Annotated in this window: 14 protein-coding genes and 1 tRNA gene; 5 read left to right on the top strand and 10 right to left on the bottom strand. The window is 64.4% G+C overall.

Translation table 11 applies throughout. The features are described 5' to 3' along the window. Positions 1 to 54 precede the first annotated feature (54 nt). A complete protein-coding gene (locus B3E43_RS01995; protein ID WP_292026216.1) occupies positions 55 to 1182 on the bottom strand; it encodes an NAD(P)/FAD-dependent oxidoreductase in 1128 nt (375 codons plus the stop codon). A 59-nt stretch (positions 1183 to 1241) separates the two neighbouring features. Continuing rightward, positions 1242 to 1649, bottom strand: coding sequence for a ribonucleotide reductase subunit alpha (locus tag B3E43_RS01990; protein ID WP_292026215.1), 408 nt, complete (start codon positions 1647 to 1649; stop codon positions 1242 to 1244). 302 nt (positions 1650 to 1951) lie between these two features. On the opposite strand from B3E43_RS01990, the gene B3E43_RS01985 reads away from it, so the two are divergent. After that, a complete protein-coding gene (locus tag B3E43_RS01985) occupies positions 1952 to 2239 on the top strand; it encodes a DUF6455 family protein (protein ID WP_292026214.1) in 288 nt (95 codons plus the stop codon). Positions 2240 to 2825: 586 nt separating this feature from the next. Here B3E43_RS01985 and B3E43_RS01980 read toward each other — a convergent pair. From B3E43_RS01980 to B3E43_RS01955, 7 genes are all read right to left on the bottom strand, one after another. Continuing rightward, on the bottom strand, positions 2826 to 3551 hold the full coding sequence (locus tag B3E43_RS01980; protein WP_292026213.1) for a hypothetical protein: 726 nt from the start codon (positions 3549 to 3551) through the stop codon (positions 2826 to 2828). 591 nt (positions 3552 to 4142) lie between these two features. Further along, entirely contained in the window at positions 4143 to 4895 is a 753-nt protein-coding gene (locus B3E43_RS01975; protein WP_292026212.1) for a MucR family transcriptional regulator, read from the bottom strand. After that, positions 4888 to 6021 carry a hypothetical protein gene (locus tag B3E43_RS01970; RefSeq protein WP_292026211.1) on the bottom strand — a complete coding sequence of 378 codons (1134 nt, stop codon included), beginning with the start codon at positions 6019 to 6021 and terminating at the stop codon, positions 4888 to 4890. The genes B3E43_RS01975 and B3E43_RS01970 overlap by 8 nt, the downstream gene beginning before the upstream one ends. A 123-nt stretch (positions 6022 to 6144) precedes the next feature. Beyond that, positions 6145 to 6489 (bottom strand): hypothetical protein, encoded by a 345-nt coding sequence (locus B3E43_RS01965; RefSeq protein ID WP_292026210.1) that lies wholly within the window; start codon positions 6487 to 6489, stop codon positions 6145 to 6147. Continuing rightward, positions 6486 to 6680: a helix-turn-helix transcriptional regulator gene (locus tag B3E43_RS16165; protein ID WP_366517868.1), complete on the bottom strand. Its 195-nt coding sequence runs from the start codon at positions 6678 to 6680 to the stop codon at positions 6486 to 6488. The genes B3E43_RS01965 and B3E43_RS16165 overlap by 4 nt, the downstream gene beginning before the upstream one ends. A gap of 115 nt (positions 6681 to 6795) precedes the next feature. Continuing rightward, positions 6796 to 7515 (bottom strand): hypothetical protein, encoded by a 720-nt coding sequence (locus tag B3E43_RS01960; protein ID WP_292026209.1) that lies wholly within the window; start codon positions 7513 to 7515, stop codon positions 6796 to 6798. 204 nt (positions 7516 to 7719) lie between these two features. Then, entirely contained in the window at positions 7720 to 8988 is a 1269-nt protein-coding gene (locus B3E43_RS01955) for a tyrosine-type recombinase/integrase (protein ID WP_292026208.1), read from the bottom strand. Positions 8989 to 9132: 144 nt separating this feature from the next. Here B3E43_RS01955 and B3E43_RS01950 point away from each other — a divergent pair. Then, a tRNA-Val gene (locus B3E43_RS01950) sits at positions 9133 to 9225 on the top strand. Between the two features lie 81 nt (positions 9226 to 9306). After that, positions 9307 to 9549, top strand: a complete 243-nt coding sequence (locus B3E43_RS01945; RefSeq protein WP_292026207.1) for a hypothetical protein — start codon at positions 9307 to 9309, stop codon at positions 9547 to 9549. Between the two features lie 10 nt (positions 9550 to 9559). On the opposite strand, the gene B3E43_RS01940 is transcribed toward B3E43_RS01945, so the two are convergent. Continuing rightward, positions 9560 to 10261 (bottom strand): glutathione S-transferase N-terminal domain-containing protein, encoded by a 702-nt coding sequence (locus B3E43_RS01940; RefSeq protein WP_292026206.1) that lies wholly within the window; start codon positions 10259 to 10261, stop codon positions 9560 to 9562. A gap of 131 nt (positions 10262 to 10392) precedes the next feature. On the opposite strand from B3E43_RS01940, the gene B3E43_RS01935 reads away from it, so the two are divergent. Next, positions 10393 to 11787 carry a methylmalonyl-CoA mutase family protein gene (locus B3E43_RS01935; RefSeq protein WP_292026205.1) on the top strand — a complete coding sequence of 465 codons (1395 nt, stop codon included), beginning with the start codon at positions 10393 to 10395 and terminating at the stop codon, positions 11785 to 11787. Further along, the coding region (locus tag B3E43_RS01930; RefSeq protein ID WP_292026204.1) for a methylmalonyl-CoA mutase family protein at positions 11784 to 12378 on the top strand (595 nt) is incomplete at its 3' end. The genes B3E43_RS01935 and B3E43_RS01930, both read left to right, overlap by 4 nt.

Here is a 12378-nt window from a genome sequence, read left to right as displayed (position 1 = left end):
TCAAGCGCGCGGACGAACCCCGTCAAAGGCCGGGAGCGTCCGCTTCCCGGTTGGTCACCGAAACCGTGAGGGACAGAAGGGGGCTGGTCCCAGACCGTGTTCACCAAGATCGGGCGGTATTGCCTGCCCCAAGGCCAATGCGGCGCCCAGACGGGCGGCTCCGGGTGCGGTCTGCATGCCGTAGCCGCCCTGGCCAGCGAACCAGAAGAAGTCAGCGATATCCGGATCGTAGCCGAAGACGGGTGTCCGGTCGGGAGCGAAGGTCCTCAGACCAGCCCAGGATCGTCTAACCTGGGTCACACAGAGGGTCGTCGCCAACTCGATACGGTCGATACACTCCGCGATGTCGATTTCCTCCGGTGCGGCGTCCACCGGGGCGGACGGCGTTTCGTCCGCGGGGGAAGCGAGGAGGCTGCCTGACTCCGGTTTGAAGTAGAACCTTTCGTCGACATCCATCACCGTGGGCCAGCCGTCCATCGGCAGTCCGACAGGCGGGTCGATCAGAACAGCAGTGCGCCGTCGGGGCTCCAGACCCATCGGTCGAACGCCGGCCATCCCGGCGATCACATCAGCCCAGGCGCCCGCCGCATTGACTATCACCCGGGCTTCCACCGGTGCGCCAGCGGCGAGGGAGATGCGCCATCCCGCCGTCCGCCGCTCGATCCCTTCAACGCCGGCGTTGAGCCGCACATCGGCTCCGCGGGCCCGGGCCAGACGCAGGAAACCGCCGTGCAGGCCGTGGGTGTCGATGTCGCAGGAGTTGGGTTCAAATACCGCCTGAGCGACCCGGTCGCGGCGCAGGATCGGCGTCAGCGCCCGAGCCGCTTCACCGTCAATCTGCTGGACCTCGCTGCCCGTCGCCTTGACGTCCGCGGCAAGGGCCTCGAGGGCCGAAATCTGATCCCGCGTGGCTATGGTGAGACTGCCTCGTCGCTTGAGGAGTGCATGGCTGCAGAAGCCGTCAGGCGGGTTATCGAAAAAGCCCCGGCTGGCTCCGGTGAGGCGTCTGATCCAGGCGTTGCCATAGGACTCGATGAACATCGCCGCCGAGCGGCCCGTGGTGTGGTAGCCGTGGCAAGCTTCTCGTTCGATCAGGAGCACCTTTGCCGTCGCCGCCAGTTCGCTGGCGATAGAGGATCCGGCAATCCCTGAGCCGACGACGAGAAAGTCGTAACGATGCATCCCGCCCCCTGATCGGTCACACCCACGGCCGCCAGAAGGGCCGCGTATAATCCGCCGGGCTAGCGGATTTCGAGGAACTCGCCCTCAGGCCCGTAGGCTGCGAACCCACCGAACCGGCCGTCGCGCACGGCCGCGGTCATGGTCTCGAGAGCAAGGTCAATGCGAGCCTTGTCCGGCGGACGGCCGGCCTGTCCCGAAAGGCTGGCGGCGAACACCACGCTCCACGGGGGGCCGGCCCGCTCGGCCTCCGAGACCAGGGCGGCGAAATCCGCCAGATCCCGCGGTGCCTTGTCGACGCACATCAGCGGCGCGAGCGCGCCACCGCGCCCTGACCGGAAGCGTGCATTCTGTTCCGGCGTGGCGTTGTCGGGCAGTTCGGCGCCGGCGAAGACGAACAGCAGGCGCTGCGGTTCGGGCTCGGCAGCGGCGGCGGCCAGGAGTTGCGGGAAATGCTGGTTGGGGTTCATCCGCCGGACGGTAGGGCATGCGGCCCGGTCCTGTCTTGCGCCGGCGCAATTATATGGACCGGCTCGATAGAGATCGGTCAGACACTGCGATCAGTGAGCTTTGCCAACGCCGCGGGCGGGAGGAAGACACTGACCACGTCGGGGTGCCTTGGGCTCCACCATTCCCGATCGCCCGGCGATTACTGCATTTCTGGCGACGCTTTGCGACGAAAATCAGGATTGGACGGTATTTGGCAGAACTTCACGATTGATGAACTATGGTTTGCAGCTAGACAGGGAAATGATTGCAGGAGCCGAATACCATGAGCGCGCACTCCTACTCCTTGGATCGTCCCGCCGTGTATCGAGGCCTCATGGAGCGCATGGCCCATGCGTTGGGTATTGATTTGAAGGCGGCGCTCGAGGACGACCATATCGACCAAGGCCAAATCGAACGCCTTAAGTTGCGCTGCAGCTTGTGTGACCGGCCCGACGCCTGTGCGCGCCTGTTGTCTGCGCACCCAAACATAGAGAGCGCGCCGGCCTATTGCGTGAACTCAAGGACTTTGGCCGAACTTGCGGCAAACGGCCCAGTATTCCGGCAGGGTTAGTCGCGCCGCCGAACGCCACGTGTTGGGGGGTCGCGGGACGGCTGCGGTCCGACATCCGCGCCTGGCTGCTGTGGAGGCACCAAACGAATTGGCCTTCTCGAGCCGATTGCTGCCAGGGGGCCCATGCTCATCTATTTCAGTGACGGCTCGGGTCTCGGAAGATCGGGACGCGATGTCGCCCAAACCGAACTGGCGCAACCGATCGCGTTGCGGCCGAGACGCGCCGACCCCGCAATCTCAAGGCGCCTCACCGGACAAAATTGTTCTGTCTCGCCGGGCAAATTTGTTCTGTCTCGCCGCGTCAAATTGGATGAGTTTTCGACGAAGTAATTCTTCGGCTCGGCGACGGCATAATTTTTCAATCATGAGCCCGGCAGGCCGGGAGCGCGCAGGGCGCGTCTCTTCTGAGCGAAGCGAAATTTCGCCTTGCTCGACGGCGCCGCCCCGGCGTCCGGCGTAGGCGCGGAGCGCAAACGGCCAAGGGCCCCTTAGCCCAAGAGAGCGTATCGATATTCGATATGCGTCTCTAGCTAATTAGTCTTTAGTACGCCAATTAGACTAGAGATCGACCTCGATAAACGATATCTCACGCCACCAAGGCAAGGCTGGCGTGTTCGTGTTCCGGCGTCGCCCAAGAGGTCGAGAAACCAGCCCTATCTAGCCGCGACTGAAGGATAACTCCGGCGCCCAGCTGGTCGCCGTTCGGCGCGGTGCTGGAGAATGTCGGGAGGACCAGGCCAACGCCGTCGATCGATATCGTCGCGCGGGTTGCCTCGCCGTCGAGCCGGACGTGAACCCACTGATGGTCAAAATAGACGTGGCCGGCGCCGGGGGTCTTCACGGCGCAGACGCCAAGAAACTCACCTGGCCCCATGATGGTCGCGGCCTCGGCCAGTCCCGCGAGGAAGTCCACGCTCAGCGGATTGAGGCGCTTTGCGTTTGTCTTCTCCACCGTCTTCACCCACGCTTTGATCGCCTTGGCGTCCATCAGGGCAACGTTGACCTTGTGCTGATAATTGCCGCGCCGGGCGACGTTGATCCGCTCGGGCGGCGCGGTCCAGATCTCGATCGCCATTCCATAGCGGTTTGGTCGTCCCGTGACCCGCCGATCCGATGGCCAGTTGTCGAAGACCGCCGCTTGAACAGCGTTCATGGCCTCGATGGGGGGCAGACGCACCGGCGCGTCGTTTGCAGGCCGCGTGGGGTCAGTTGCGCCGAGGCGAGCGAAGATCATCGACCGGAGCGCTGGGTCGGCCTCAGCGGCCCTCTGGACCACCTCCAAAGCCTCGCTGAGGGTGACGTGACCGGTCATGGCCGGCCCCTCAGGCGCCAGCGAACATTGTCGGCCGCTCGACCGATCAATGCCGTGATCTCGTCGGGAATATCGTGCCGATTGGCCGAGTGAACCACGTACCGGCCCCATCGTGGGTCCGGGGTAGCTTTGAGGATGAATGGGATACTGGTCTTCATGGCGCTCCTTGCGGGTTGACGGGGATCGGGCGGGCCAACGCCGCGATCCCCATCCCCCAGCGCGCGCGCGGCCGCCGCAAGGTGGAAATCGGTCGGATCGTTGGCCCGACCGACCACCTATTTAGGATCGCCTCACGGTCGGCCGGCGCGGGTCAGTGCTGCCGCTGGGAGATGGCCTAGACCGTTCACCGATCGACACCTTTATTGCGAGCGACACCTTCTTCCCCGCTGAGTGGCCTCAGGAAACTGTGCGCCAAGGAGCAAGACGCCGTCGTACGCATGCACGCCGAAATGGTTTTCATGCAGATGCGCTCTTGGATCTTGCGGATCCTTTCATCCGGCGACCGCGAGCCAATAATTGTCGTCTCTTTGAACATGGCGCGTGGACACCCACTGGACGCAGGGAACCGAACGCTGAAGCGATAGTGGCTCTTCACAACTGGTCTCCGGCGCCTGGATGGCGGGTGTCGGATTCCAAGAACCGGACAGGCTGCGCCACTGCCAGCGCATCAGTCATGACTGTCGCAAGTGGGCAGTCTTCATTCGAGCTCAGGGCGGGAACGGGGCAGGAGGGGAGTTCTGTGTCCGCCGCGTTTTCACCCTTGGCCTTTCGTCTCTTGATCCCCAATCCCTGCGCCTTGGCCATCTCGGAGCGAAGAGCGCGATAACCGGGATGAATCATTGGATAATCCGCCGGCAGCCGCCATTTTGCGCGATACTGATCCGGAGTCATTCCGCGAGTGTGGAGATGACGCTTCAGGTTCTTATAGGGGCGACCGTCTTCGAAACTGATAATGGCGTCGGTGCCGATTGAATTTTCGATCTCTCTCCAGGTGAGAGAGGAGACCGACGGGCCCTCAGGCCGCGGATCGGCGGAAGGATGACCCAGGCTCAGCAGCGTGGCGAAGGTGTCCTGAATTCGGCTCTGCAGGTCTTCGCCGCTCAACTGTGCACTGGTATTCGAGAGCAGGGCGCCGACGAGTGCGATAGTCCCGTCCCATGCGCGTTGGTCCGTTGGGGTCCACGTCGTCTCCGGCTGTGCTTCGGTCGTTGGCATCTCACACTCCGTATGTGCCGGCGCAGCCAAGGGGCTGCTGGGGTCGATGATGGAAAAACCCTCTGCGGGCGCGGCGGTGATGATTTTGTCGAGCGTGACGCGCTCTACCGGGACAAGCGAGTCAACCATTCTTGGCCTCCGGGCGCTCGATCCGGTCGTTAGCTATTGGGCTTTTATCGCCTGCCGCGGTTGCCCCGCCGAACGGAACGAACGTCGCGATGAGATGGGGAAACTGTGTGCGGAACTCGTCCGCCAGCGTGTCAGCCATAGTGATGACGAGCGGCGCGACCTCGATGGAGGAGTCACACACGATTTCCGACTCCTCCACGCACTCCCTGATGCTGATCCGCGCGACATAAGGGGGCTCGGGGAGCGCGGCTCGGTTTGCGTCCAGCCAAACCGCGAGCGACGGTTCTTTCACCGCGAAGGCGAAGTTGGGGTAGCAGCCGTGATCGCGACGCCCCGTCACAACGGCGACGGGATGGGTAGAGACGGTAACGCCCTCGGTGAAGCGGTCGACTTCGTCTAGCCTATCCGCGAAGTCGTCGATCGCCGAGCGGGCTCCCGCTCGGCCCTCAGTTAACATCCACTCATCTACGATGTCGCTTTGTGAAACGTGGTCGGCGTCATAAAAAAACACGCTCCACGCCATGTCTGTTTCGACTTGGGTCAGCGGCGGCTCGGCCGCCTCGCGGTGCACCGCCAGGGCTTTCCTGGCCAATCCGTCATACGCCTTGGCTATCCGTGGGTCCGTTTCGCCGTCGCGTTGGGAACACAGCCACTCGACCGTCTCGCGGGTCGCGCAGAAGTGCGCTCTCTCCGCGTCCGACGGCTTCCAGAGGTTCCACCGATGGTCGATGTTCGTAAACACCGGCCATATCTCCCCGCCGCCGAGTTCCGTAAGAGTCCTGGGTATCTCCTCAGTGTCATTCGGTTCCTGAACGCAGGAGGCCAGTGTCTCGACCGCGCCGACAGCCGTGGCACCAGGGGCCAGACCCTCTAGGATCTTCTGATCGATCGTGCCTTCCTCCAGCACCTCACACAGGCCGTAGACGCTGCCGATAAAGCCGATGTGATGGCCGTGGATCGTCGGCTGAGGAAACGCGACGATCATCCGGCCGCGGGCATCGACCAGGTTGATCTCGTCGACGTTCTGGTCGGCGTCCTTGGCGGACAGCGTCCAACCGTTAGACAAGGCGAGGGCGATAAACTCGCCCATCGTCATCGGTTCGCGGGATGTATTGTAGTTCGACATAGGGGGTCTCCTGGCCGCACGAAGCAGCCGATTTTGGATGGGTCGAGTTTGGACGGGCGTGGCCGGCCCTCAGCGGGCCGGCGACGTCACTGCCGAACCGCGCCAAGGGATTACTGGCGGCACCTATGGCCGGCTGTGGTTCGACAACATGGTCATGTCGAAGGTGCCCAGCCCTACGGGATAGCGCTCGCCCCACTCGATTTGGGTGACCCAACTTTTGCGATAGACCTTCACGACATGGGGCTTCGGGAGTGGCGCGGGATTTGGATCATCGGGATCGGTCAGCCACGCCTTCCAGTCCTCGACAGCCCTTGCGACTGCCTCGCCGATCTCGTCGGCCATCACGGGCCAAGGCGAGGTGTCCTCCCAGTCGGGGTCCAGGATGAGGACGACCCAGCATCCGTTGAGGGTGGCTTCGAGGTCAGCCGGTGAACGGCCCGCGGCCGGTTTGCCAGTCCGACGGGTCATCGGACCGCCTCGCTCGTGCTGCCGACGGTGCGCAAAGTCACCCAGCTTTCGAGGTCAACTTCGCGATACCTGACATTGGCGCCGCAGCGGATGAACCGGGGACCGGCGCCGTGAACTCGCCATTTGCGAAGGGTGACTTCGGCCACGCCTAAGCGACGGGCGACGTCAGTGGTTGAGAGTAGAGTGTCCAACTTCGATGAGATCCCGAGAGACCACCAGAGAATTCCGGTGGCGTCTCGTTGCCCTTCTGAGCACCCTTCTGAGAAAGAAAAAGACCCTCAAGCCTTGCCTTGGTGACGGAAGCCTTCAGTTACCCTTCTGCCTGCCAGGTATTATCAACCTGCCGGTCGACTCCATACGCTTGAGCCCAGCATCGATACCCGTTTCAGTTTTGGGAAGACCGTGATCTCTACCGGCTTCGCGCTCCCGCGCATCCCACTTCTCGGCGTGGCGTCGTAGTCTTGCCAAAGGAACCTTCGCCTTTCCGGAACAATACTCCACGGCGACCGGCAGAAAGGCTTTTTCCCATTCGGGCACGAAGCCGCGACGGTGAGTCCCCATATTGTGGATGCTGAGAAGTGCTTCTCCATAGTCCTTCCAGATGCCGGAGGTGACCATCGCAAGCATGACGTCGGAATGACCAAGCCGCTTTCCCAGCAACAGAAGACGCGCCGCATCTCCCGCCTTTGTTCCGCCCAGGGTTGGACTGGAGACTCGCAACTGGGCCTCCACCATCGCAAGGGCCTCAAATGCTTCTCGCGCAAAGGAGACCCTGTGATCGGCAGCCGTTTCGAGGTGCGCGTCGCAGGCGTCCCGAAAGGCGAGAAAACGGCGCAGTTGCGATAGGCCGACTAGGCGAGGTGCCGGAATTCCCGCCTCTCGACAGATAGCAAGCGCGGTAACCCAGATCGCGTGAATGGAGAGATTTACGACCTCGTCAATGTCATCCTTCTCGATGGCGGCATCGATTTGTGCCTTCAACTCATCAGCGTGCTGCCCGCTCGGATCTGCTGTCGGCGTCTTCATCTCGGGTCCCCCTATTAAGACAACGGATGACAACCACACCGCTGTGATGAGGGTCATCATACACGCCCGATCCGCACCGGATAATGCTGTTCGCCGAGTTCATTCTGGATCGCGCGGGTAAAACCGGGGCTGCTCTCACTGCCGCGCCATATGGGGCCGCCCCGGTAAACATGAGGGGCCGGGGTCAGGCCCCCGGCATAAGCGTCACGACATTCCGCTGGGCCGCTCATCGACTGGCATCAACTTCTGGCCGATAACCGCCGCGGCATCCTGCAGTGGATCTCCGCTCAAGTGGGCGTACCGCTCTGCGGTCCGCGCGCTGGCGTGGCCGAGCAGTTTCCCGACCAGGAACAGACTGGCGCCGTCGGCCACAGCAAAACTGGCGAAGCTATGTCGCAGATCGTGGATCCGAACGCCCTCGAGGCCAGCCCGACCACATGCCCTGGCGAAGGCGCGGCGAACCCCGACTATATGACCGTCACCACGGGTAGCGGGGAACACGAACTGAGCAGCCTTGGCCGGGCGACGCTTGGCGAGGATTTCGAGCGCCGGCGGGGAAAGGGTGATGCGTCGCTCACCGTTCTGCCCCCCGGCCTTCGTACGCTCGGGCGGCAACACCAGTAGCCTGCGCTCGATATCTACCTCAGCCCATCGCAAGCCGAGGATTTCAGTCTTCCTCGCCCCGGTAAGGAGGAGCAGACGGATAGCGTCGCAGAAGGCCGGATTGACCTCCCCGGCCGCTTCCGTGTCGTTGAGTCCGTCAAGCAACCGGCCGGCCTCCTCGCTGCTGAGGAAACGTTCGCGCACCGGCGCGGCCGACAGTTTGACCGAGGTGAATGGATTGGCTGTCACCAGCCCATGCTCCATACCCCACGCGAACATCGCTGCCGTCGTGGTCAGAGTCCGGCGCGCAACCCCGGCGCCGCCCGTGACAATAGCCCGACCGCGCTTCTTCTCGCTCTTCTCATCGACGGCGGTCTTTCCGACCGTGATGTCGCGAATGGCCTTGGCAGCTTCCGCCTTGGTGATCGTGTTGGCGACCTTACGGCCCAACAGGGGTCGAATATGTCGCTTGAGGTTCGAGCCGTCGTTTTCCCAGGTGCTCGCGCGCTTGCCGGGCTTCGTCGCCGGTCCATCTTCCAGGTAGCGGTCGATCAGGGCCGAGACGGTGAGGGCTTCACGCGCCGCCTTCTTCTCTGTCGCCGGATCTTCACCCGCCGCAACCCTCCGAAGGGCGATCTCTGCAGCATCCCGCGCCGACTCGGGCGTGAACGGCGAGCCATGGACGCCCAGGGTGTAGATCCGCTGCAATGGGCCGAGGCGGTACTTGAGCGCGTAGACACGACGGCCAGTCGGATAGACCCGCAGGAAAAAGCCCTTGAGGTCGGTATCCCAAAGGCGGCTTTCCCCCGCGGCCGGAACTAGGGTCGCATCGACCGTGCGCTTGGTGATGCGCGCCTTTCGACTCTGCATTTGTGATCCTGGAACGATGGGACCGGCGAAGTGACCGACTCCCGATACCGTCTAGATACCACGACGGGCGAAACTCACCGACACCGAAAGATCCTTACGTCGGCCCTATTTGATCATTTTTTACATAAAAACCGCATATAACGTGGGCGCGTGGAAACACGTCGCGACCTGTGGAAATCAATCACCCCCACATTGACATCGAGGGGGTCACAGGTTCAATCCCTGTCGCGTCCACCATTCCTTTCTCCCCCGACAATCCAGGCCACGGACTTCGGCGCACCGAGGGAAACCTTTGCGTCGTTCAGGGCTTCCCCATCCATGGCTCTCGATTTCGAATCCCTTCTCGAAGGGTCTCCGGCCTATGGCGTCGTGGACGCCAGGGATGGGGTCGTGCTCTTTCGACGCCCCGGCCACGAGGCGGCGTTCGACGCCCTCGCCGAACAGGTGCGGGCCGCGTCGGGCGACGACTTTGAGGTCATCCTGCTGACTGACGAGGCTCAACGCTGCGACCGGCTGTTCGTCGCGCCGGTCGGTGAGCACAAGTCGTTCGACCCTCGCTGAGCCCGTCGGCTCAGGGCCGCGGCGGAAGCTCCAGCCCGCGCTGAACCGCCGGCCGCGCCAGACCGCGCTCCAGCCAAGCAGGGACATTTTTCAGGCTGTCGAACTCCACCAGATCACGCGCCTCGTAGAAGCCGATCAGGTTGCGCACCCAGCCCAGGGTCGCGACGTCGGCGATCGAATAGTCGCCCATGATCCAGTCGCGGCCATCCAGGCGGGCTTCCAGCACGCCCAGAAGCCGTTTCGATTCCGTGACGTAGCGCTCCAACGGGCGCTTGTCCTCGAACGCCCGGCCCGCGAATTTATGGAAGAAGCCGAGCTGGCCGAACATCGGGCCGACGGCGGCCATCTGGAACATGACCCACTGCAGGGTTTCGTAGCGGGCGGCTGGATCGGCGGGGATCAGCTGGCCGGTCTTCTCGGCCAGATAGACCAGTATCGCGCCCGACTCGAACAGGGTCAGCGGCTGTCCACCCGGCCCGTCGGGGTCGAGGATGGCGGGGATCTTGCCGTTCGGGTTGAGCGACAGGAATTCGGGCGTCCAGGTCTCGTTTTTCCCGATGTCGATGAAATGGCCCTCATACGGCAGGCCGATCTCCTCAAGCATGATGGAGACCTTCACCCCGTTGGGCGTGTTCATCGAATAGAGCTGCAGGCGGTCGGGGTGCTGGGCCGGCCAGCGCTGGGTGATCGGAAAGACGGAAAGGTCGGCCATGAGGCGGGCTCCTGCTGCGTTCCGGATGGATGTAGGCGGGCCGATCTCATCCGCAACCGACATAGTGGCGTATTCGCCGATCCGTTCCGTCCTGACTGGACCCGAGGCCCTCGCGCGGGCAATGGAGACGCATGACTTTTCCGATCCCGTCCCCCGCAGACTGGCGCGTCCTGGCCGAAAAGGCGCTGAAGGACCGACCGCTTGAAAGCCTGGTGCATCTGGACGCCGACGGCCTTGCTGTGCGGCCGCTTTATGCGGCGGCGACCGGAGGCCAGCCGTTGTCGGCGCCCCGTCCGTCCGACGCCGAGGGCCGCGCGTGGGATGTGCGGACGCTCGTCGAGGGCGATGACGCCGCAGCCGTCAACGCCGCCGTATTGGCGGATCTCGAAGGCGGCGCGGCCTCGGTTCTGCTGAAGGGCGCCATTCTGGCCGATTCCGAACCATTGACCCGCGCGCTGGACGGCGTGGCGCTTGAGCTGGCGGCGGTCGGGCTCGACGCCGGATTGGACGGACCCGAGGCGGCCAATGCGCTGGCCGTGGCGGCCAAGGGGTCGCCGCGCGCCCGGTTGATGTTCCACATGGATCCCCTGTCGGCCTTCGCTGAAGCCGGCGCCGCGCCGCGCCTGATCGACGAGCATCTGATGCTGGCCGCCAATACGGCGGCGCGGCACGCTGGCGCCTATCCCGAGGCCTCCTTCTTCATGGCCAACGGCCGGGTCGTGCACGAGGCGGGCGGCTCGATCGGTCAGGAACTGGGCTTCGCGGCGGCCAATGCCGTGGCGCTGGTCAAGGCGGCGATTGCGGCGGGCATGACAGCCGAGGCGGCGCTCAAGGGGACGGTCCTCGGAGTCTCCCTCGACCAGGAATATTTCGACGGCCTGGCCAAGATCCGGGCCCTGCGCCTGATGTGGCGCTCGCTCGCGAAGGCGTTCGGTGTGGAGACGCCGGCCGTCATCGAAGCGCGGTCGTCGCGGCGGATGCTGTCTGCGCGCGATCCCTGGCCGAACCTGCTGCGGCTGACAGCGGCGGGCTACGCCGGCGCGGTCGGCGGGGCGGACGCCGTGGTGCTGGACGGCCTGTCGCGCGCCAATGGCCGCTCCGACGCCTTTGCACGGCGGCAGGCCCGCAATACCCAGGCGGTGCTGATGGAAGAGGCGCATCTCGGCCGGGTCGACGATCCGGCGGCGGGATCGTGGTTCCTCGACGCCCGCACCCGCGATCTGGCCGAGGCCGGCTGGGCCGAGTTCCAGCGCATCGAGGGCGAGGGCGGGCTGATCGTCGCCCTGCGCACCGGCGACATTCAGGACCGCGTCGCCGCCGCCCGCGCCGAGCGCGAGGCCGCGCTGGCGAGCGGCGCGTCGCAGCTGGTCGGCGTGACCAAATTCGTCGATCCCGATCCCCGGCCCGCGCCTTTCGAGGCCGAGCCCGCACGACCGGCGCAGACGGGCGGCGACGCCTGCGACCCGCTGGCCCCCATCCGGTTAGCCGCGCCCTTTGAGACGCAAGCCTGGGAGGCCGGCCGATGAGCGCGCCCGACTTCACCAAAATTACCCTCGACCTCGGCGCGACCGGCGCCGGCCCCGCCCGCGATGTCTGGAACACGCCCGAGGGCCTGACGGTCCAGACCGCCTACGGCCCCGACGCCGTCGAGGGACTCGACTTCATCCACGGCCTGCCCGGCATCGCCCCCTATGTCCGCGGCCCCTATCCGACCATGTATGCCGGCAACCCCTGGACCATCCGCCAGTACGCCGGCTTCTCGACCGCCGAGGCCTCAAACGCCTTTTATCGCCGCAACCTCGCCGCCGGGCAGAAGGGGCTGTCGATCGCCTTCGATCTGGCCACCCACCGCGGCTACGACAGCGACCATCCGCGGGTGAAAGGCGACGTCGGCATGGCCGGTGTGGCCATCGACAGCATCTACGACATGCGGACCCTGTTCGACGGTATCCCGCTGGACCAGATGTCCGTGTCCATGACCATGAACGGCGCCGTCCTGCCGATCCTGGCCCTCTATGTCGTCGCGGCCGAGGAACAGGGCGTGCCGCACGCGGCCCTGACCGGGACCATCCAGAACGACATCCTCAAGGAGTTCATGGTCCGCAACACCTACATCT

It is taken from the genome of Brevundimonas sp. UBA2416, assembly GCF_002343105.1.
GTDB lineage: Bacteria > Pseudomonadota > Alphaproteobacteria > Caulobacterales > Caulobacteraceae > Brevundimonas.
This window is presented reverse-complemented; position numbering and strand designations above follow the sequence as displayed.